Origin of the sequence: Kaistia sp. 32K, assembly GCF_016629525.1 — a bacterium.
Taxonomy (GTDB): domain Bacteria; phylum Pseudomonadota; class Alphaproteobacteria; order Rhizobiales; family Kaistiaceae; genus Kaistia.
Genome location: NZ_AP024269.1, coordinates 2946138 through 2965107, shown reverse-complemented (window position 1 = coordinate 2965107; position 18970 = coordinate 2946138). Strand labels below are relative to the sequence as shown.

Below are 18970 nucleotides of genomic sequence, written 5' to 3'. Positions count from 1 at the left end.
GCCACCGGCATCGAAGGAGATCGGCGATGAATCAAGAAGTCGCGAACATCTTCAATCCGCTGGCGCAGCCGGCACAGAATTTCGATCAGATCCGCATCCACATTGCGAGCCCTGAGAAGATTCTGTCCTGGTCGTACGGTGAGATCAAGAAGCCGGAAACGATCAACTACCGCACCTTCAAGCCCGAGCGTGACGGCCTGTTCTGCGCGCGCATCTTCGGGCCGATCAAGGATTACGAGTGCTTGTGCGGCAAGTACAAGCGCATGAAGTACAAGGGCATCATCTGCGAGAAGTGCGGCGTGGAAGTCACGCTCGCACGCGTTCGGCGTGACCGCATGGGCCACATCGAGCTCGCAGCGCCGGTTGCCCATATCTGGTTCCTGAAGTCGCTGCCGTCCCGCATCGGCATGCTGATGGACATGACGCTCAAGGATCTCGAGCGCATCCTGTACTTCGAGAACTACGTCGTCATCGAGCCCGGCCTCACCCCGCTGAAGGAGCGTCAGCTCCTCACCGAGGAAGAGTATCTGCGCGCCCAGGACGAATATGGCGATGACTCGTTCACCGCCCTGATCGGTGCCGAAGCCATCCGCGAGATGATGATGGCGCTCGACCTGCCGAAGCTCGCCGTCGACCTGCGCGAGGAAATCGCCACGTCGACGTCGGAGCTGAAGCCGAAGAAGCTCGGCAAGCGCCTGAAGCTCGTCGAAGCCTTCATCGAGTCGGGCAACCGCCCCGAGTGGATGATCATGACGGTGATCCCGGTGATCCCGCCGGATCTGCGTCCGCTCGTTCCGCTCGATGGCGGCCGCTTCGCGACCTCCGACCTGAACGACCTGTATCGCCGCGTCATCAACCGCAACAATCGTCTGAAGCGGCTGATCGAGCTGCGCGCGCCTGATATCATCATCCGCAACGAGAAGCGCATGCTTCAGGAAGCGGTCGATGCGCTGTTCGACAACGGCCGTCGCGGCCGCGTCATCACGGGCGCCAACAAGCGCCCGCTGAAGTCGCTCTCGGACATGCTGAAGGGCAAGCAGGGCCGGTTCCGTCAGAACCTGCTCGGCAAGCGCGTCGACTATTCCGGTCGTTCCGTGATCGTGGTCGGCCCGGAGATGAAGCTGCACCAGTGCGGCCTGCCGAAGAAGATGGCGCTCGAGCTGTTCAAGCCGTTCATCTATTCGCGCCTCGACGCCAAGGGCTTCTCGTCTACTGTCAAGCAGGCGAAGAAGCTGGTCGAGAAGGAGAAGCCGGAGGTCTGGGATATCCTGGACGAGGTCATCCGCGAGCATCCGATCCTTCTGAACCGCGCTCCGACGCTGCACCGCCTCGGCATCCAGGCTTTCGAGCCCGTGCTGATCGAAGGCAAGGCGATCCAGCTGCATCCGCTCGTCTGCTCGGCCTTCAATGCCGACTTCGACGGTGACCAGATGGCCGTGCACGTCCCGCTGTCGCTCGAAGCGCAGCTGGAAGCCCGCGTGCTGATGATGTCGACCAACAACATCCTGCACCCGGCCAACGGCCAGCCGATCATCGTTCCGTCGCAGGACATCGTCCTCGGCCTCTATTATCTGTCGATCATGGCAGACAAGGAGCCGGGCGAGGGCATGATGTTCGGCTCGATCGCCGAGATCGAGCACGCGCTGAGCGCCAAGGCGATCACGCTGCACACGAAGATCAAGGGTCGCTACCGTGGTGTCGACGCCGACGGCAACGTCACGTCGAAGATCTACGACACGACCCCGGGTCGTCTGCTGATCGGCGAACTGCTGCCGAAGCACCACAACCTGCCCTTCGACGTCGTCAACAAGCTGATGACGAAGAAGGAAGTCTCGAACACGATCGACGCCGTCTACCGCCATTGCGGTCAGAAGGAGACGGTCATCTTCTGCGATCGCATCATGGCGCTCGGCTTCCGCGAAGCCTGCCGTGCGGGTATCTCCTTCGGCAAGGACGACATGGTCATCCCGCCGACCAAGGCCAAGCTGGTCGAGGATACCCAGGCGCTCGTGAAGGATTACGAGCAGCAGTACAATGACGGCCTGATCACCTTCGGTGAGAAGTACAACAAGGTCGTCGACGCCTGGGCGAAGTGCGGTGACCGCGTCGCCGAGGAGATGATGAAGGGCATTTCGGCCGTTCATCGCGACGAGGAAACCGGTCGTCAGAAGCCGATGAACTCGGTCTACATGATGAGCCACTCGGGCGCCCGTGGTTCGCCGACCCAGATGAAGCAGCTGGCGGGCATGCGCGGTCTGATGACCCGTCCGTCCGGCGAGATCATCGAGAACCCGGTTATCTCGAACTTCAAGGAAGGACTGACCGTTCTCGAGTACTTCAACTCGACCCACGGTGCCCGTAAGGGCCTCGCAGACACCGCCCTGAAGACCGCGAACTCCGGTTACCTGACGCGTCGTCTCGTCGACGTGGCGCAGGACTGCATCATCATTGAGCAGGATTGCGGCACGACCAACGGTCTGCGCATGCAGGCGGTGATCGACAGCGGCCAGGTGGTCGCTTCGCTCGGCCTGCGCATTCTCGGCCGTACGGCGGCCGAGGACGTGGTCTCGGGTGCGACGGGCGAAGTGCTGGTTCCGGCCGGCAAGCTCATCGAGGAGCGGGATGTCGACAAGGTCGAGAAGGCTGGCGTCCAGGCGGTCAAGATCCGCTCGGTGCTGACCTGCGACACCAAGATCGGCGTCTGCGCGGCCTGCTATGGCCGCGACCTGGCCCGCGGCACGACCGTGAACATGGGCGAGGCCGTCGGCGTCATCGCGGCTCAGTCGATCGGCGAGCCCGGCACGCAGCTCACCATGCGTACGTTCCACATCGGTGGCACGGCCCAGGTGGTCGACTCGTCGTTCATCGAGTCGAGCTTCGAGGGCACGGTCGTGATGCGCAACCGCAACGTGGTGCGCGACTCGGCCGGCAAGCTGGTGGCTCTCGGCCGCAACATGGCGATCGTGATCGTCGACAAGGACGGCACGGAGCGCGCGGTCAACCGCGTCACCTACGGTTCGCGCGTCCATGTGGACGAGGGCGATCACGTCAAGCGCGGCCAGCGTCTGGCCGAATGGGACCCCTACACCCGTCCGGTTCTGACGGAAGTCTCGGGCACCATCGGCTACGAGGACATGGTGGAAGGCATCTCCGTCGTCGAGACGGCGGACGAGTCGACCGGCATCACCAAGCGCGTCGTCATCGACTGGCGTGCCAATCCGCGCGGCGGCGACCTGAAGCCGGCGATCGTCATCAAGGGCAAGGACGGCAAGATCCTGAAGCTGCCCCGCGGTGGCGAAGCCCGCTACATGCTCTCGGTGGAGACCATTCTCTCGGTCGATCCGGGCGCGACGGTCCACGCCGGTGACGTGCTGGCGCGTATTCCGACGGAAGGCGCCAAGACGCGCGACATCACGGGCGGTCTGCCGCGCGTGGCGGAGCTGTTCGAGGCCCGTCGTCCGAAGGATCACGCCATCATCGCCGAGATGGACGGCACGATCCGCTTCGGCCGCGACTACAAGAACAAGCGTCGCGTCATCGTCGAGCCGGCCGAGGGTTCGGTCGGTATCGATGGCGAGCCGCTGGAGCCGATCGAGTACCTGATCCCGAAGGGCAAGCCGTTCCATCTCCAGGAAGGCGACGCCGTGGAGAAGGGCGACTACATCATGGACGGCAACCCTGCGCCGCATGACATCCTGGCGATCAAGGGCGTGGAGGCACTCGCGGCCTACCTCGTCAACGAAATCCAGGACGTCTACCGACTGCAGGGCGTGCAGATCAACGACAAGCACATCGAGGTGATCGTTCGCCAGATGCTGCAGAAGGTCGAGATCTTCGATGCCGGCGAGACCGAGTTCTTCAACGGCGAGCAGGTCGATCGTCTCGAGTTCGACCTGATCAACGACAAGGCCAAGGCCGAGGGCAAGAAGCCCGCAGCCGGAAACCCTGTGCTGCTCGGTATCACCAAGGCCAGCCTGCAGACGCGTTCGTTCTTCTCGGCCGCGTCCTTCCAGGAGACGACCCGCGTCCTCACCGAGGCGGCCGTCAACGGCAAGATCGATCCGCTCGATGGTCTCAAGGAGAACATCATCGTCGGTCGCCTGATCCCGGCGGGCACGGGCGGCACGATGGGCCGCATCCGCGAGATCGCGACCAAGCGCGACGATCTGATCCTCGAGGAGCGTCGTCGTTCCTCGGCGGCGTCGGCTCCGGCCGCAGCGCCGGCTGGCCTGCTCGGCGATCTGACCAACGCGGCCGAGTAATCGGCCTGCCACAAGACTGGGAAAAGGCCGCCTTCGGGCGGCCTTTTTCGTGCCACGGGCCGGGCTGCCGCCCGTTGGCCATAATGAGTCCATCTTGTCATGTGGATGGGGTAGGGTGTTCTCCGGTCCGGCTGCCTCTCGAGGTGGTGCGTCGTGCTTTTCGGGGGTAGTTCGACTTGCGTAACGTCTCGGTTCTGATCAGGACGTCTGTCACCAGCCTTGTCGTCATCGGTCTGCTGGCGGGCTGCGCCGGCCGTCCGAAGGACGTGCTCTTGCCGGTGGAGATCGGAACGCCGGTGCCCGGCGCGACCACGGTCGACATGGCCGTCGCCACCACCCGCCAGCGCTCCACCGTGCCGGGCCAGATGTTCACCGGCGAGCGCGGCCGCGCCATCGATTTCGCCAACATCGTCGTCTCCGTCCCGCCGGACGCCGTGCGCAAGCAGGGCGACGTGCAGTGGCCGAAGAAGCTGCCGGGCAATCCCGCGACGGATTTCGTGACGGTCAAGGCACAGGACATGGACCTCGCCCAGGCCAAGGTCTGGTTCAATCGCCAGATCAAGCAGTCGCCCCGCCGCCAGGCGCTCGTCTTCATCCACGGCTTCAACAACCGGTTCGAGGACGCGGTCTATCGCTTCGCGCAGATCGTGCACGACTCGGATGCCAAGGTGGTGCCGATCCTCTTCACCTGGCCGTCGCGCGGCAGCGTCCTCTCCTATGGCTATGATCGCGAGAGCAACAACTATTCCCGCGATGCGCTCGAACTGCTGCTGAAGGCGCTCGCCGACGACCCGAATGTCGACGAGGTGTCGATCCTGGCGCATTCGATGGGCAATTGGGTTGCGCTCGAGGCGCTGCGCCAGATGGCCATTCGCGACAAGCGCGTCTCGCCCAAGATCAAGAACGTCATGCTGGCGGCGCCGGATGTCGACGTCGACGTGTTCCGCCGCCAGATGGTGGATATCGGGCCGAAGGGCCCGAGCTTCACCCTGTTCGTCTCGCGCGACGACCGCGCGCTGCAGGTTTCCCGCCGCGTCTGGGGCAATGTCGAGCGCCTCGGCCAGATCGACGTGGCGCAGGAGCCCTATGCGTCCGAGATGGCGGCCGACAACATCAATGTCATCGACCTGACCAAGCTCCACACCGATGACAAGCTCAACCACGCGAAGTTCGCTGCGAGCCCCGAGGTCGTGCAGCTGATCGGCACGCGCCTGGCGTCCGGCCAGCCGATGACCGATTCCCATATCGCGCTCGGCGACAAGCTGGTGGCGGTCACCACGGGCGCCGCGGCGAGTGTCGGCACGGCCGCCGGCCTGATCGTTTCCGCGCCGGTCGCGGTCATCGACCCGAGGACCCGCGATACCTATGACGACCAGATCAAGGCGTTCGGCAAATCGCTGACCGACAACGCCGCCTCGACGGGCGACCTGCTGAAGCCCGAGGGCAGTGTCTCTTACTGAGGCGCCTATCTGAATGCGGCCTCGCTCGCGCTCGACGCGCGGGCGAGTTGGACCCACCGCCGGACTGTTCGGTGGCCTGTCATGGTTGTGACATCCCCGCGTCGCTCGCCTGTGACGTGCGGGGCCTAGGAGATCTCCATTCCTTTGAACGGAGATTCGTCCATGTCGCTTCGCCATGCCCTTCTCGCCGGTCTGTCGCTCGTCGCCATGGCGGCGGGTGCTTCCGCCGCCGAGCCCCGCCAGTTCGACGCCGTGCTGAGCCAGCACGCCATCCTGCCGGCGCAGAGCTTCGCCGTTCCTCCGGCCGACGCGCCGGCCTCCCTCAACATGACGGGCCGCTTCACGGGCACGGGCGCCGATTTCGGTCGTCGCTTCGACCGCCTCTATTCGATCGTCGACGAGACGACGGGCCTCGCCCGTCCGTTCGCCGGCCAGGCCGTGCAGGGCTTCTCCGGTATCCGCGCGCTCGGCGACGGCACCTATGTCGTGCTGACCGACAACGGCTTCGGCTCCAAGGCCAATTCCGGCGACGCGATGATCATGTTCCACATCGTCAAGCCGGATTGGGAGACGGGCCGCGTTGCCGTTCTGAAGACGATCTTCGCCAAGGATCCGAACCGCGTCGTGCCGTTCCGGATCGTCAACGAGAATACCGACGCCCGCTATCTGACCGGCGCCGACTTCGATCCGGAGAGCATCCAGAAGGTCGGCGACAATTTCTGGATCGGCGACGAGTTCGGCCCCTACCTGCTCGAAGTCGCGGCCGATGGCACGGTGCTGAGCCTCAAGGAGACCGTCGTCAACGGCGTCGCCTATCGCAGCCCCGACAACTACGCCGTCCAGATGCCGGGCGCCCCCGACAAGCCGATGCCGGAATTCAACGTCCGCCGCTCCAAGGGTTTTGAGGGCATGGCGCTCTCCGCCGACGGCAAGACGCTGCACCCGATGCTCGAAGGCGCGCCCTGGGACGCGGCGGCCGGCAAGTACCTGGAGAAGGGCGGCAAGTCCGTCCTGCCGATCTTCGATTTCGACATCGCGACCAAGGGCTTCGCCGACAAGGTCCGCTACTATCCGCTCGAGGACTTCGGCAACGCCATCGGCGACTTCAACATGATCGACGCCACCCGCGCCCTGGTGATTGAGCGCGACGGCGGCGAGGGCGACCCGCGCGATGGCTGGGCCACCGAGCCGGCGAAGTTCAAGCGCGTCTACCTGATCGATCTCTCCAAGACCGATGCCGACGGCGTCGTCCGCAAGATCGGCTATATCGACCTGATGGGGATCAAGGACCCGAACGGCGTCGCCCGCGCCGGCTCGAAGGACGGCATCTTCACGTTCCCGTTCGAGACGATCGAGAATGTCGATCGCATCGACGAGACCCACATCATCGTCGCCGACGACAACAACTTCCCGTTCTCGGTCGGCCGCGAGAAGGGCAAGGCCGACAACAACGAGTTCATCGTGCTCGAGGTCGGGGACTTCCTGAAGGCGCAGTAGTCCAGCCGGCGTTCCGCGTTCACCATAGGGAAGGGTCGCCTCCGGGCGGCCCTTTTCCTTTTGTGCCGAACGCTCTAGCAATACCGCTGGGGAAGCCGGGCGGCCGGAACGCCGCGCGGCTGAACATTGCGCTTCGCGGAGGCGCGCCCGGGGAGGGGCCATCATGAGACTTCTGACACTCGTCGCGGCGAGCCTTGCGCTGTCCGGCGCGGCTGCGCATGCCGAGGAGAGCTACAAGCCTTCGGTCAAGGTGAAGCGCATCCTGCAGACGACCACGACGACCAGCGGCGATCCGATCCGCTATCCCGACGTGGCGGATCCCGAGGTGCAGACGCTGATCGTCGAGATTCCGCCGGGCGGCGAGACCGGCTGGCACACCCATCCGGTTCCGGCCTATGCCTATATCCTCGCCGGCACGATCGAGGTCGAGAGCGAGGGCGGGGCCAAGCGATTCTTCAAGGCGGGGGATTCGTTCGCCGAAATGGTCGATCACCGCCACAACGGCCGAGTCGTCGGCGAAGAAACCGTTCGAATCCTGATGATCGTAACCGGTCAGAAAGGAATCGCGTTCTCGACCCGGACGGCAGCGCCGAAATGAATCGGACGCTGAGTCAGGTGCGGGCGTGAGCATGGCCCGGCGTTCGCAACAAAAGTGCGTGACGGGGTGTTCTTGTTGGCATAAATTGCCGAGATCGCGGGTGCGATGCGCAAACGTTGCGGCGGACGGACTGTCGAAAAGAACCCCACACAGGGGTTGACTGGAACGGTCCAAATAAGTAGGTTCCGCAAGCTTTCAGGCAGGTGGTAAGCCCAAATTTTCCAGCGACGACGCGTTGCGGAGTTCAGGTTTAGACACTGTCGGGATCGAAACAGACGTTAGAACGACACGCACGATCGCGGTGAAAGCCGTGATCCTCTGCATTTCGTAGCGCCTCCGCTCTTAGCGGTACGGGCGCTCTTTGTTCATGGCCGAACGGTTGTGGCAAAGGTGCGAAAGCGGAGAGAAACAGAACCGTAGGCTAGCTGAAAGGCGAAGCATGCCGACAATTAACCAGCTCATCCGCAAGCCGCGTCAAGCCCCGGCGAAGCGGAACAAGGTTCCGGCGCTGCAGGAGAACCCGCAGAAGCGCGGTGTTTGCACTCGCGTCTATACGACCACTCCGAAGAAGCCGAACTCGGCACTTCGTAAGGTCGCGAAGGTTCGCCTGACCAATGGCTTCGAGGTCATTGGCTACATTCCGGGCGAAGGCCACAACCTGCAGGAGCACTCTGTCGTCATGATCCGTGGCGGCCGCGTCAAGGATCTGCCGGGCGTGCGCTACCACATTCTGCGCGGCGTGCTCGACACCCAGGGTGTCAAGAACCGCAAGCAGCGTCGCTCCAAGTACGGCGCGAAGCGTCCGAAGTAATAGGGAACAGGATCCATGTCCCGTCGCCATAGTGCAGAGAAGCGCGAGATCATCCCGGACCCCAAGTTCGGCGATATCGTCGTCACCAAGTTCATGAATGCCGTCATGTATGACGGCAAGAAGTCGGTCGCCGAGAGCATCGTCTACGGTGCCTTCGACATCATCCAGAACCGGACCAAGCAGGAGCCCGTCGTGGTGTTCCGCGCGGCCCTGGACAACGTCGCTCCGCACATCGAAGTGCGTTCGCGTCGCGTCGGTGGTGCGACCTACCAGGTTCCCGTCGAGGTCCGTGCGGATCGCCGTCAGGCACTCGCCATCCGTTGGCTTCTCTCCGCGGCCCGCGGCCGTAACGAGAAGACGATGATCGAGCGTCTCTCGGGCGAACTGCTGGATGCCTCGAACAGCCGCGGCAATGCCGTGAAGAAGCGCGAAGACACGCACCGTATGGCGGAAGCCAACCGCGCGTTCTCGCACTATCGCTGGTAACGATCGGACAAAGGCAGCCCATCATGGCCCGCACGCATAAGATCGAAGACTACCGCAACTTCGGAATCATGGCCCACATCGACGCGGGCAAGACGACGACGACCGAGCGGATTCTCTTCTACTCAGGCAGAAACCACAAGATCGGCGAGACGCATGACGGCGCTGCTACCATGGATTACATGGAGCAGGAGCAGGAGCGCGGCATCACGATCACGTCGGCGGCAACGACGACGTCGTGGAACGGCAAGCGCCTGAACATCATCGACACCCCCGGCCACGTCGACTTCACCATCGAAGTCGAGCGTTCGCTGCGTGTGCTCGATGGCGCCGTTTGCGTGCTGGATTCGAACCAGGGCGTCGAGCCGCAGACCGAGACGGTCTGGCGCCAGGGCGACAAGTACCACGTTCCGCGTATTGTCTTCTGCAACAAGATGGACAAGACCGGCGCCAACTTCGACATGTGCCTCGCGGACATCAAGCAGCGCCTCGGCGCTCGCGCTGTCCCGATCCAGCTGCCGATCGGTGCCGAGCAGGACTTCAAGGGCGTGATCAACCTGATCACCATGAAGGCTTGCGTCTGGAACGACGATTCGATCGGCGCCATGTATGACGTCGAAGAGATCCCGGCGAACCTGCTCGAGAAGGCGACCGCTTACCGCGCCGCCCTGATCGAAGCCGCCGTCGAGCTCGACGACGCCGCCATGGAAGCCTACCTCGAGGGCAACGAGCCGGACGAAGCGACGCTTAAGACGCTGATCCGCAAGGCCGTTCTGCACTCGACCTGGTTCCCGGTCCTGGCTGGCTCCGCCTTCAAGAACAAGGGCGTTCAGACGCTGCTCGACGCCGTCGTCGACTTCCTCCCGTCGCCGGTCGATGTGCCGCCGACCAAGGGCATCGACGTCAAGACCGAGCAGGAAGTCGAGCGTCATTCGACCGACGACGAGCCGCTCGCCATGCTGGCCTTCAAGATCATTGAAGACCCGTTCGGCATCCTGACCTTCGCTCGCGTCTACTCCGGCGTGCTGACCAAGGGCACGACGCTCCTCAACTCCACCAAGGAGAAGAAAGAGCGTATCGGCCGCATGGTCGCCATGCATGCCAACTCGCGTGAAGATATCGAGATTGCCTATGCAGGCGATATCGTCGCTCTGGTTGGTCTCAAGGAAACCCGTACCGGCGATACGCTCTGCGATCCCGCCGCTCCGGTGATCCTCGAGAAGATGGAGTTCCCCGAGCCGGTCATCGAGATGTCGGTGGAAGTGGCTTCGAAGGCCGACCAGGAGAAGCTGGGCATCGCCCTGCAGAAGCTGGCGTCCGAGGATCCGTCCTTCCGCGTTTCGACGGACAGCGAGTCGGGTCAGACGATCATCAAGGGGATGGGCGAGCTTCACCTCGACATCAAGATCGATATCCTTCGCCGTGCGCCGTACAACATCAACGTGAATGTTGGTGCGCCGCAGGTTGCGTATCGCGAGACGATCCGCAAGCAGACGGAAATCGACTACACCCACAAGAAGCAGACCGGCGGTACGGGCCAGTTCGCCCGCGTCAAGTTCGTCATCGAGCCGAACGAGATCGGCGCCGGTTACAGCTTCGAAAACAAGATCATCGGCGGCGTGGTTCCGAAGGAATACGTCCCCGGCGTCGAAAAGGGTCTCAATTCGGTCATGAGCTCGGGCCCGATCGCGGGTTTCCCGGTCGTGGACGTCAAGATCGCCCTGATCGACGGTGCCTACCACGAAGTCGACTCCTCGGCGATCGCGTTCGAAATCGCGTCCCGTGCGGCTCTTCGCGAAGGTCTCATGAAGGCTAATCCGGCCCTTCTCGAGCCCGTCATGAAGGTCGAGGTCGTCTCGCCGGAAGAGTATGTGGGTTCGGTTATCGGCGATCTGAATTCGCGCCGTGGCCAGATCCAGGGTCAGGACATGCGCGGCAACGCGAATGTCATCACCGCATTCGTCCCGCTTGCGAACATGTTCTCCTACGTGAACAACCTGCGCTCCATGAGCCAGGGTCGCGCGAGCTACACGATGCAGTTCGATCATTATGAGCAGGTCCCGCAGGCCGTCGCTCAGGAGGTCCAGGCGAAGTACGCCTAGGCCTTTCACGCGAAACCCAACCTGCTGACAGACAAGACGGAGAAGTCCGATGGGTAAAGAGAAGTTCGAGCGCAATAAGCCGCACTGCAACATTGGCACGATCGGCCACGTTGACCATGGCAAGACGTCGCTGACCGCGGCAATCACCAAGGTCCTGGCCAAGGCCGGCGGCGCGACCTTCAAGGCGTATGACCAGATCGACGCAGCGCCGGAAGAGCGTGCGCGCGGCATCACGATCTCGACGGCGCACGTCGAGTACGAGACGGCCAACCGTCACTACGCTCACGTCGACTGCCCCGGCCACGCCGACTACGTCAAGAACATGATCACCGGTGCCGCCCAGATGGACGGCGCGATCCTGGTCGTGTCGGCCGCCGACGGCCCGATGCCGCAGACCCGCGAGCACATCCTGCTCGCCCGTCAGGTCGGCGTTCCGGCGCTCGTGGTGTTCCTGAACAAGTGCGACCTGGTCGACGATCCGGAGCTGCTCGAGCTCGTCGAGCTCGAAGTCCGCGAGCTGCTGTCGTCCTACGACTTCCCGGGCGATGACATTCCGATCGTCAAGGGGTCGGCCGTCGTCGCGCTGAACGATGGCGACGCCAAGCTCGGCGAGGACGCGATCCTCGAGCTGATGACCGCCGTCGACGCCTACATCCCGCAGCCGGAGCGTCCGGTTGACCAGCCGTTCCTGATGCCGATCGAAGACGTGTTCTCGATCTCGGGCCGCGGCACGGTCGTGACCGGCCGCGTCGAGCGCGGCATCGTCAAGGTCGGCGAGGAAATCGAGATCGTCGGCATCCGTCCGACCGTCAAGACGACCTGCACCGGCGTCGAAATGTTCCGCAAGCTGCTCGACCAGGGCCAGGCCGGCGACAACATCGGCGCGCTGCTTCGCGGCATCGACCGTGAAGGCGTCGAGCGCGGTCAGGTCCTGTGCAAGCCCGGTTCGGTGACGCCGCACACGGTGTTCAAGGCCGAGGCCTACATCCTGACGAAGGAAGAGGGTGGCCGTCACACGCCGTTCTTCACCAACTACCGTCCGCAGTTCTATTTCCGGACGACGGACGTCACGGGCATCGTCACGCTGCCGGAAGGCGTCGAGATGGTGATGCCGGGCGACAACATTTCGGTCGACGTCGAGCTGATCGTGCCGATCGCCATGGAAGAGAAGCTGCGTTTCGCCATCCGTGAAGGCGGTCGTACCGTCGGCGCCGGCGTCGTCGCCAGCATCATTAAGTAAGTCGGATGATCCGGACCGGGCGCGCGGGTTCGTCGCGCGCCCATGTCACCTGAGGACAGAAATCGATGAACGGTCAGAATATCCGGATCCGGCTCAAAGCGTTCGACCATCGTATTCTCGATGCGTCGACGCGCGAGATCGTGAACACGGCGAAGCGTACCGGCGCGCGCGTTGTCGGCCCGGTGCCACTTCCCACTCAGATTGAGAAGTTCACCGTGAACCGGTCGCCGCATATCGACAAAAAGAGCCGTGAGCAGTTCGAGATGCGGACGCACAAGCGTCTTCTCGACATCGTCGACCCCACCCCGCAGACCGTGGACGCGCTGATGAAGCTCGACCTGGCGGCCGGTGTGGACGTCGAAATTAAGCTCTGAGGCGAGCGAGGATAGAATGCGCTCTGGATTGATCGCACAGAAGGTGGGCATGACCCGCATCTACACGGATGCAGGCGAGCAGGTGCCGGTGACGGTGCTGAAGCTGGACAACTGCCAGGTTGTCGCTCATCGGACGGAAGATAAGAACGGTTACACCGCGGTCCAGCTCGGAAGCGGTCTCGCCAAGGTGAAGAACACGCCCAAGGCTGAGCGTGGACATTTCGCCAAGGCCGAGGTCGAGCCGAAGCGCAAGGTCACGGAGTTCCGTGTGACCCCGGACAACCTCATCGAGGTTGGCGCCGAGCTCACCGCCGAGCATTTCGTCGTCGGACAGTTCGTCGACGTTAGCGGCACCTCGATCGGTAAGGGCTTTGCCGGTGTCATGAAGCGCCACAACTTCGGTGGTGGCCGCGCGACGCACGGTAACTCGGTCTCTCACCGCGTGCACGGTTCGACTGGCCAGCGCCAGGACCCGGGCAGGGTGTTCAAGAACAAGAAGATGGCTGGTCACATGGGCGATGTCCGCGTGACCACTCAGAACCTCAAGGTCATTCGCACGGATGTCGAGCGTGGCCTGATCATGGTCGAGGGTGCCGTTCCCGGCGCCAAGGGCGGCTGGATCGAGGTTCGTGACGCGGTGAAGCGTGCGCTTCCGGCAGACGTCCCGGTTCCGGGTGCGTTCAAGAAGCGCGGCGCCGTGGCTGAAGTTGCGGTTGAAGCGAAGGAGGCCGAGTGATGGATATTAAGGTCACCACGCTCGACGGCACGGCAGCCGGGGAAATCACGCTTTCGGACGAGATCTTCGGTCTCGAGCCGCGCGGCGATATCCTGCAGCGCATGGTGCGTTACCAGCTGGCCAAGCGCCAGGCTGGCACGCACAAGTCGAAGGGTCGCTCGGAGATTTCCGGCACGACCAAGAAGATGTACAAGCAGAAGGGCACCGGCGGCGCACGCCACGGTGCCAAGACCGCCCCGCAGTTCCGCGGCGGTGGTAAGGCCTTCGGTCCGGTGGTGCGCAGCCATGCGCATGACCTGACCAAGAAGTTCCGTCAGCTTGCACTTCGTCATGCGCTCTCGGCCAAGGCCCGGGGCGAGAACCTGATCATCGTCTCGGACATCGCCATTGATGCGCCGAAGACGAAGGCGGTTCGCGAGAACCTGGCCAAGCTCGGCTGGGCAAACGCGCTCATCATCGATGGTGCCGCGGTCAACGAGAACTTCGGTCTCGCTACCCGCAACGTGCCGCATATCGATGTTCTGCCGGTTCAGGGCATCAACGTGTACGACATTCTGCGCCGCGAGAAGCTCGTGCTGACCAAGGCTGCGGTCGAAGCGCTGCAGGAGCGGTTCAAATGAGCGATCTCTCGCATTACGACATCATCCGCAGCCCGGTGCTGAGCGAGAAGTCGACCATTGCCACCGAGCAGAGCAAGGTCGTCTTCAACGTTCTGAAGACGGCGACCAAGCCCGAGATCAAGGCCGCCGTCGAGGCGCTGTTCAAGGTCAAGGTTACAGGCGTGAACACCCTCGTCCGCAAGGGCAAGGTCAAGCGCTTCCGCGGAATCGTGGGCAAGCAGAGCGACGTCAAGAAGGCGATCGTGACGCTTGCTGAAGGTCAGTCGATCGACGTTTCGACCGGTCTCTGACGCGAAAAGAATAGGCTGAAGCATGGCTCTCAAGCACTATAAGCCGACTACGCCGGGACAGCGCCAGCTGGTTCTCGTCGATCGCTCGGAGCTCTACGCCGGCAAGCCCGTCAAGGGCCTGACCGTCGGTCTCCGCCAGAGCGGTGGTCGCAACAATCTCGGACGCGTCACGGCCTACGGCCGCGGCGGTGGTCACAAGCGCACGTACCGCCTGATCGATTTCAAGCGGAACAAGCGCGACATCCCGGCCGTCGTCGAGCGCATCGAGTACGACCCGAACCGCACGGCGTTCATCGCCCTCATCAAGTATGAGGACGGCGAGCTCAGCTACATCCTGGCGCCGCAGCGCCTGGCAGTCGGCGACACCGTGATTTCCTCGGCCCAGGCCGACGTGAAGCCCGGCAACACGATGCCCCTCGGCGCCATGCCGGTCGGCACGATCGTGCACAATGTCGAGATGAAGCCCGGCAAGGGCGGCCAGATCGCGCGTTCGGCCGGTGCCTACGCGCAGTATGTCGGCCGCGACTCCGGCATGGCCATTCTTCGCCTGAATTCGGGTGAGCAGCGCCTGGTCCACCAGAGCTGTGTTGCGACCGTCGGCGCGGTTTCGAACCCTGACCATTCCAACACCTCGCTCGGCAAGGCCGGTCGTAATCGTTGGCTTGGCAAGCGTCCGAGCGTCCGCGGTGTTGCGATGAACCCGGTCGACCATCCGCATGGCGGTGGTGAAGGCCGCACCTCGGGAGGCCGTCATCCGGTCACCCCGTGGGGCAAGCCGACCAAGGGCAAGAAGACCCGCAACAATAAGTCGACCGACAAGTTCATCGCGCGCAGCCGTCATCTGCGCAAGAGCAAGTAAGAGAGGCTGTCCGTGGCTCGTTCTATCTGGAAAGGCCCGTTCGTCGACGGTTATCTCCTCCGCAAGGCTGAGAAGAGCCGCTCTTCGGGTCGTGGTGAGGTGATCAAGATCTGGAGCCGCCGCTCCACGATCCTGCCCCAGTTCGTGGGCTTGACCTTTGGCGTCTACAACGGCCAGAAGCATGTTCCGGTCATCGTCAACGAGGACATGGTCGGACACAAGTTCGGCGAGTTCTCGCCGAGCCGGACCTACTACGGTCACACGGCCGACAAGAAGGCGAAGAGGAAGTAACATGGGCAAGCCGAAGCGCGAACGCGCGCTGAAAGACAACGAGGCCCGCGCCGTCACGCGCATGATCCGTGTCTCTCCGCGCAAGCTCAACCTTGTCGCCCAGCTGATCCGCGGCAAGAAGGCCAGCACGGCGCTCGCCGATCTGACCTTCTCCGAGAAGCGGATTGCGCGTGACGTAAAGAAGACGCTGGAATCTGCGATCGCAAACGCCGAGAACAATCACGATCTCGACGTTGATTCGCTGGTGGTCGCCGAAGCGTTTGTCGGCAAGGCCCTGGTGATGAAGCGCTGGACGCCGCGTGCTCGCGGTCGTGTCGGCCGGATCGAGAAGCCGTTTTCGCACCTCACGATCGTGGTGCGTGAAACCGAGGAGGCTGCATAATGGGCCAGAAAGTCAATCCGATCGGCCTCCGCCTCGGCATCAACCGGACGTGGGACAGCCGCTGGTTCGCCAACAAGGGCGAATACGGCAAGCTGCTTCATGAAGACATGCGGATCCGCGAGAAGCTCCTGGTCGAGCTGAAGCAGGCCGCGGTCTCCAAGATCGTGATCGAGCGCCCGCACCGCAAGTGCCGCGTCACGATCTACTCGGCTCGTCCGGGCATCGTCATCGGCAAGAAGGGCGCCGATATCGAGAAGCTCCGCAAGATCGTCGGCAAGCTGACGGATAGCGAAGTTCACCTCAATATCGTCGAAGTTCGCAAGCCGGAGATCGACTCGAACCTGGTCGCCGCCTCCATCGCCCAGCAGCTGGAGCGCCGCGTTGCGTTCCGCCGCGCGATGAAGCGCGCCGTCCAGTCGGCGATGCGCCTCGGCGCCCTCGGCATCCGCATCAACGCGGGTGGCCGTCTGGGCGGCGCGGAAATCGCCCGTCTCGAGTGGTACCGCGAGGGTCGGGTTCCGCTGCACACGCTGCGCGCCGACATCGACTACGGCACCGCGACCGCGCACACCGCCTATGGCACGTGCGGCATCAAGGTGTGGATCTTCAAGGGTGAGATCCTCGAGCACGATCCGATGGCTTCCGAGCGTCGCCAGACCGAGGGTAACGAGCAGGGCTCGAACACTCGTCGTCGCGACTCCGCGGCCTGATCGGTCGGACCTGAGGGCGAGAGAGAACAGAAATGCTGCAACCGAAGCGCACCAAGTTCCGCAAGCAGTTCAAGGGCCGTATCCATGGCGTCGCCAAGGGTGGTACGGATCTGAACTTTGGCGGATTCGGCCTGAAGGCGCTCGAGCCGGAGCGCGTCACCGCGCGCCAGATCGAGGCTGCCCGTCGCGCCATCACTCGTGCTATGAAGCGCGCCGGTCGTGTCTGGATCCGGATTTTCCCGGACGTTCCGGTCACGTCGAAGCCGACCGAAGTCCGCATGGGTAAGGGTAAGGGCGCCCCGGAATACTGGGCGTCCCGCGTCAAGCCTGGCCGGATCATGTTTGAGATCGACGGTGTCGACGAGGAGACCGCCCGCGAGGCGCTCCGTCTCGGCGCGGCGAAGCTCCCGATCAAGACGCGCTTCGTACAGCGCATCGCCGATTGATCGGCGAACGGACGAGGATAAAGCCATGAAGGCGAAAGACGTTCGGCTGCAGACCGCCGACCAGCTCGACACCGAGCTTGCAAACCTGAAGAAAGAGCAGTTTAACCTGCGCTTTCAGCGGGCGACGGGCCAGCTCGAAAACACGGCGCGTGTCCGGCAGGTTCGCCGCGACATCGCCAGGATCAAGACCATCGCTGCGCAGAAGAGCGCGGCGGACAAGCGCTGAGGAGGCGAGTATGCCGAAACGCGTTCTGCAGGGCAGCGTCGTCAGCGACAAGACCGATAAGACGGTCGTCGTTCTCGTCGAGCGTCGCTTCACGCATCCGGTTCTGAAGAAGACCGTGCGGCGGACCAAGAAGTACCATGCCCACGACGAGGGCAATGTCCACAAGATTGGCGATATCGTCTCGATCGAAGAGACTGCGCCGATCTCGAAGAACAAGCGCTGGGTCGTTATCGCTTCCGAGCAGTCGGGCGGTAAGTAAGGCACGAAAAAGGTTTGTCGCTGCTGAATTCCCGGGTATCTGACCGGGATAAGCGGTGACCAGAAGAGTAGGCGGCCAGTCATGATTCAGATGCAGACTAACCTCGACGTGGCGGATAATTCCGGCGCTCGTCGTGTGATGTGCATCAAGGTTCTCGGCGGTTCCAAGCGGAAGTACGCCTCGGTCGGTGACATCATTGTCGTGTCGATCAAGGAGGCGATCCCGCGGGGTCGCGTGAAGAAGGGCGACGTCATGAAGGCGGTCGTCGTTCGCACAGCTAAGGATATTCGTCGTCCGGATGGCAGCGTCATCCGTTTCGACAAGAACGCGGCGGTTCTGATCAACAATCAGAAAGAGCCGATCGGGACCCGTATCTTCGGGCCGGTTCCGCGCGAGCTTCGCGCCAGGAACCATATGAAGATCATCTCGCTCGCTCCGGAGGTGCTGTGATGGCTGCCAAGATCAAGAAGGGCGATAACGTCATCGTCCTCACGGGTAAGGACAAGGGTAAGTCGGGCGAAGTGCTCCGCGTGATCCCGACCGAAGATCGCGCCGTCGTGCGCGGTGTCAACGTCGCACGCAAGCACCAGAAGCAGACGGCGAGCGAGCAGGGCGGCATCGTCGCCAAGGAGCTCCCGATTCATCTGTCGAACATCGCCCTGGCGGACAAGGACGGCAAGCCGACCCGCGTCGGCTTTAAAGTGACCGAAGACGGGCGCAAACAACGCGTCGCAAAGCGTTCGGGAGATGTGATCGATGGCTGAGGCAGCTTACGAGCCGCGGCTCAAGAAGTTTTACGAAGACGAAGTCCGCGCGAAGCTCGTCGCGGAATTCGGCTACAAGAACCCCATGCAGGTTCCGAAGATCGACAAGATCGTGCTGAACATGGGCGTTGGCGAAGCCGTCAACGATTCCAAGAAGGTCGGCACCGCTCTTGGTGATCTGGCTCTCATCGCCGGCCAGAAGCCGGCCGTGACGAAGGCATCGAAGTCCATCGCGACGTTCAAGCTGCGCGAGAACATGGCGATCGGTGGCAAGGTCACGCTGCGCAAGGCGCGGATGTACGAGTTCCTGGACCGCCTGGTCACCATCGCGCTGCCGCGCGTCCGTGACTTCCGCGGCCTGAACCCGAAGAGCTTCGATGGCCGTGGCAACTTCGCCATGGGCATCAAGGAGCATCTGATTTTCCCCGAGATCAATTACGACAAGATTGATCAGGTTTGGGGCATGGACGTGATCGTCTGCACCACGGCCAAGACTGACGAGGAAGCTCGCGCCCTTCTGAAGGCGATGAACTTCCCGTTCCGCCAGTAACGCCGGGATA

At 63.0% G+C, this 18970-nt stretch carries 22 protein-coding genes; all 22 read left to right on the top strand.

The genetic code is table 11. The features are described 5' to 3' along the window. The first annotated feature begins 26 nt into the window (after positions 1–26). The 22 genes from rpoC (at position 27) to rplE (ending at position 18960) form a co-directional block, all read left to right on the top strand. Positions 27–4262 (top strand): DNA-directed RNA polymerase subunit beta', encoded by a 4236-nt coding sequence (gene rpoC, locus K32_RS13705; protein ID WP_201400072.1) that lies wholly within the window; start codon positions 27–29, stop codon positions 4260–4262. A 176-nt stretch (positions 4263–4438) separates the two neighbouring features. Next, a complete protein-coding gene (locus tag K32_RS13700; protein WP_201400071.1) occupies positions 4439–5722 on the top strand; it encodes an alpha/beta hydrolase in 1284 nt (427 codons plus the stop codon). A 162-nt stretch (positions 5723–5884) separates the two neighbouring features. After that, entirely contained in the window at positions 5885–7219 is a 1335-nt protein-coding gene (locus K32_RS13695; RefSeq protein ID WP_201400070.1) for an esterase-like activity of phytase family protein, read from the top strand. A gap of 163 nt (positions 7220–7382) precedes the next feature. Further along, positions 7383–7817: a cupin domain-containing protein gene (locus K32_RS13690; protein WP_201400069.1), complete on the top strand. Its 435-nt coding sequence runs from the start codon at positions 7383–7385 to the stop codon at positions 7815–7817. Between the two features lie 439 nt (positions 7818–8256). Continuing rightward, on the top strand, positions 8257–8628 hold the full coding sequence (rpsL, locus tag K32_RS13685) for a 30S ribosomal protein S12 (protein WP_029075557.1): 372 nt from the start codon (positions 8257–8259) through the stop codon (positions 8626–8628). Positions 8629–8643: 15 nt separating this feature from the next. After that, positions 8644–9114 (top strand): 30S ribosomal protein S7, encoded by a 471-nt coding sequence (gene rpsG, locus K32_RS13680; RefSeq protein WP_201400068.1) that lies wholly within the window; start codon positions 8644–8646, stop codon positions 9112–9114. 23 nt (positions 9115–9137) lie between these two features. Next, positions 9138–11213 carry an elongation factor G gene (fusA, locus tag K32_RS13675; protein WP_201400067.1) on the top strand — a complete coding sequence of 692 codons (2076 nt, stop codon included), beginning with the start codon at positions 9138–9140 and terminating at the stop codon, positions 11211–11213. A gap of 49 nt (positions 11214–11262) precedes the next feature. After that, a complete protein-coding gene (gene tuf / locus K32_RS13670) occupies positions 11263–12453 on the top strand; it encodes an elongation factor Tu (RefSeq protein ID WP_201400066.1) in 1191 nt (396 codons plus the stop codon). Between the two features lie 65 nt (positions 12454–12518). Beyond that, the gene (gene rpsJ, locus K32_RS13665) at positions 12519–12827 is read left to right on the top strand and encodes a 30S ribosomal protein S10 (RefSeq protein ID WP_018184903.1); all 309 of its coding nucleotides are present in this window, start codon (positions 12519–12521) and stop codon (positions 12825–12827) included. Between the two features lie 16 nt (positions 12828–12843). Next, a complete protein-coding gene (gene rplC, locus K32_RS13660; RefSeq protein WP_201400065.1) occupies positions 12844–13563 on the top strand; it encodes a 50S ribosomal protein L3 in 720 nt (239 codons plus the stop codon). Next, the gene (gene rplD, locus K32_RS13655; protein ID WP_201400064.1) at positions 13563–14183 is read left to right on the top strand and encodes a 50S ribosomal protein L4; all 621 of its coding nucleotides are present in this window, start codon (positions 13563–13565) and stop codon (positions 14181–14183) included. The genes rplC and rplD overlap by 1 nt, the downstream gene beginning before the upstream one ends. Next, entirely contained in the window at positions 14180–14473 is a 294-nt protein-coding gene (locus K32_RS13650; protein WP_201400063.1) for a 50S ribosomal protein L23, read from the top strand. The genes rplD and K32_RS13650 overlap by 4 nt, the downstream gene beginning before the upstream one ends. 22 nt (positions 14474–14495) lie before the next feature. Beyond that, positions 14496–15332: a 50S ribosomal protein L2 gene (rplB, locus tag K32_RS13645; protein ID WP_201400062.1), complete on the top strand. Its 837-nt coding sequence runs from the start codon at positions 14496–14498 to the stop codon at positions 15330–15332. Positions 15333–15344: 12 nt separating this feature from the next. Then, on the top strand, positions 15345–15623 hold the full coding sequence (gene rpsS / locus K32_RS13640; RefSeq protein ID WP_018184908.1) for a 30S ribosomal protein S19: 279 nt from the start codon (positions 15345–15347) through the stop codon (positions 15621–15623). A gap of 1 nt (position 15624) precedes the next feature. Continuing rightward, a complete protein-coding gene (gene rplV / locus K32_RS13635) occupies positions 15625–16005 on the top strand; it encodes a 50S ribosomal protein L22 (protein ID WP_035831212.1) in 381 nt (126 codons plus the stop codon). Beyond that, positions 16005–16715 (top strand): 30S ribosomal protein S3, encoded by a 711-nt coding sequence (gene rpsC / locus K32_RS13630; protein ID WP_201400061.1) that lies wholly within the window; start codon positions 16005–16007, stop codon positions 16713–16715. The genes rplV and rpsC overlap by 1 nt, the downstream gene beginning before the upstream one ends. A gap of 32 nt (positions 16716–16747) precedes the next feature. Next, positions 16748–17161, top strand: a complete 414-nt coding sequence (gene rplP, locus K32_RS13625; RefSeq protein ID WP_201400060.1) for a 50S ribosomal protein L16 — start codon at positions 16748–16750, stop codon at positions 17159–17161. Between the two features lie 25 nt (positions 17162–17186). Then, positions 17187–17387 (top strand): 50S ribosomal protein L29, encoded by a 201-nt coding sequence (gene rpmC, locus K32_RS13620; protein ID WP_018184912.1) that lies wholly within the window; start codon positions 17187–17189, stop codon positions 17385–17387. A 10-nt stretch (positions 17388–17397) separates the two neighbouring features. After that, positions 17398–17646, top strand: a complete 249-nt coding sequence (gene rpsQ, locus K32_RS13615; protein ID WP_201400059.1) for a 30S ribosomal protein S17 — start codon at positions 17398–17400, stop codon at positions 17644–17646. An 81-nt stretch (positions 17647–17727) separates the two neighbouring features. Then, positions 17728–18096 (top strand): 50S ribosomal protein L14, encoded by a 369-nt coding sequence (rplN, locus tag K32_RS13610; protein WP_201400058.1) that lies wholly within the window; start codon positions 17728–17730, stop codon positions 18094–18096. Further along, positions 18096–18410 carry a 50S ribosomal protein L24 gene (gene rplX / locus K32_RS13605; RefSeq protein ID WP_029075462.1) on the top strand — a complete coding sequence of 105 codons (315 nt, stop codon included), beginning with the start codon at positions 18096–18098 and terminating at the stop codon, positions 18408–18410. The genes rplN and rplX overlap by 1 nt, the downstream gene beginning before the upstream one ends. Continuing rightward, positions 18403–18960 carry a 50S ribosomal protein L5 gene (gene rplE, locus K32_RS13600; protein WP_201400057.1) on the top strand — a complete coding sequence of 186 codons (558 nt, stop codon included), beginning with the start codon at positions 18403–18405 and terminating at the stop codon, positions 18958–18960. The genes rplX and rplE overlap by 8 nt, the downstream gene beginning before the upstream one ends. Positions 18961–18970 lie beyond the last annotated feature (10 nt).

Excerpts from the sequence above, each read along its gene's own strand:
- rpoC (WP_201400072.1), top strand. The coding sequence starts at position 27 with ATGAATCAAGAAGTCGCGAACATCTTCAATCCGCTGGCGCAGCCGGCA.
- K32_RS13695 (WP_201400070.1), top strand. The coding sequence starts at position 5,885 with ATGTCGCTTCGCCATGCCCTTCTCGCCGGTCTGTCGCTCGTCGCCATG.
- K32_RS13690 (WP_201400069.1), top strand. The coding sequence starts at position 7,383 with ATGAGACTTCTGACACTCGTCGCGGCGAGCCTTGCGCTGTCCGGCGCG.
- rpsL (WP_029075557.1), top strand. The coding sequence starts at position 8,257 with ATGCCGACAATTAACCAGCTCATCCGCAAGCCGCGTCAAGCCCCGGCG.
- rpsG (WP_201400068.1), top strand. The coding sequence starts at position 8,644 with ATGTCCCGTCGCCATAGTGCAGAGAAGCGCGAGATCATCCCGGACCCC.
- fusA (WP_201400067.1), top strand. The coding sequence starts at position 9,138 with ATGGCCCGCACGCATAAGATCGAAGACTACCGCAACTTCGGAATCATG.
- tuf (WP_201400066.1), top strand. The coding sequence starts at position 11,263 with ATGGGTAAAGAGAAGTTCGAGCGCAATAAGCCGCACTGCAACATTGGC.
- rpsJ (WP_018184903.1), top strand. The coding sequence starts at position 12,519 with ATGAACGGTCAGAATATCCGGATCCGGCTCAAAGCGTTCGACCATCGT.
- rplC (WP_201400065.1), top strand. The coding sequence starts at position 12,844 with ATGCGCTCTGGATTGATCGCACAGAAGGTGGGCATGACCCGCATCTAC.
- rplD (WP_201400064.1), top strand. The coding sequence starts at position 13,563 with ATGGATATTAAGGTCACCACGCTCGACGGCACGGCAGCCGGGGAAATC.
- K32_RS13650 (WP_201400063.1), top strand. The coding sequence starts at position 14,180 with ATGAGCGATCTCTCGCATTACGACATCATCCGCAGCCCGGTGCTGAGC.
- rplB (WP_201400062.1), top strand. The coding sequence starts at position 14,496 with ATGGCTCTCAAGCACTATAAGCCGACTACGCCGGGACAGCGCCAGCTG.
- rplV (WP_035831212.1), top strand. The coding sequence starts at position 15,625 with ATGGGCAAGCCGAAGCGCGAACGCGCGCTGAAAGACAACGAGGCCCGC.
- rpsC (WP_201400061.1), top strand. The coding sequence starts at position 16,005 with ATGGGCCAGAAAGTCAATCCGATCGGCCTCCGCCTCGGCATCAACCGG.
- rplP (WP_201400060.1), top strand. The coding sequence starts at position 16,748 with ATGCTGCAACCGAAGCGCACCAAGTTCCGCAAGCAGTTCAAGGGCCGT.
- rpmC (WP_018184912.1), top strand. The coding sequence starts at position 17,187 with ATGAAGGCGAAAGACGTTCGGCTGCAGACCGCCGACCAGCTCGACACC.
- rpsQ (WP_201400059.1), top strand. The coding sequence starts at position 17,398 with ATGCCGAAACGCGTTCTGCAGGGCAGCGTCGTCAGCGACAAGACCGAT.
- rplN (WP_201400058.1), top strand. The coding sequence starts at position 17,728 with ATGATTCAGATGCAGACTAACCTCGACGTGGCGGATAATTCCGGCGCT.
- rplX (WP_029075462.1), top strand. The coding sequence starts at position 18,096 with ATGGCTGCCAAGATCAAGAAGGGCGATAACGTCATCGTCCTCACGGGT.
- rplE (WP_201400057.1), top strand. The coding sequence starts at position 18,403 with ATGGCTGAGGCAGCTTACGAGCCGCGGCTCAAGAAGTTTTACGAAGAC.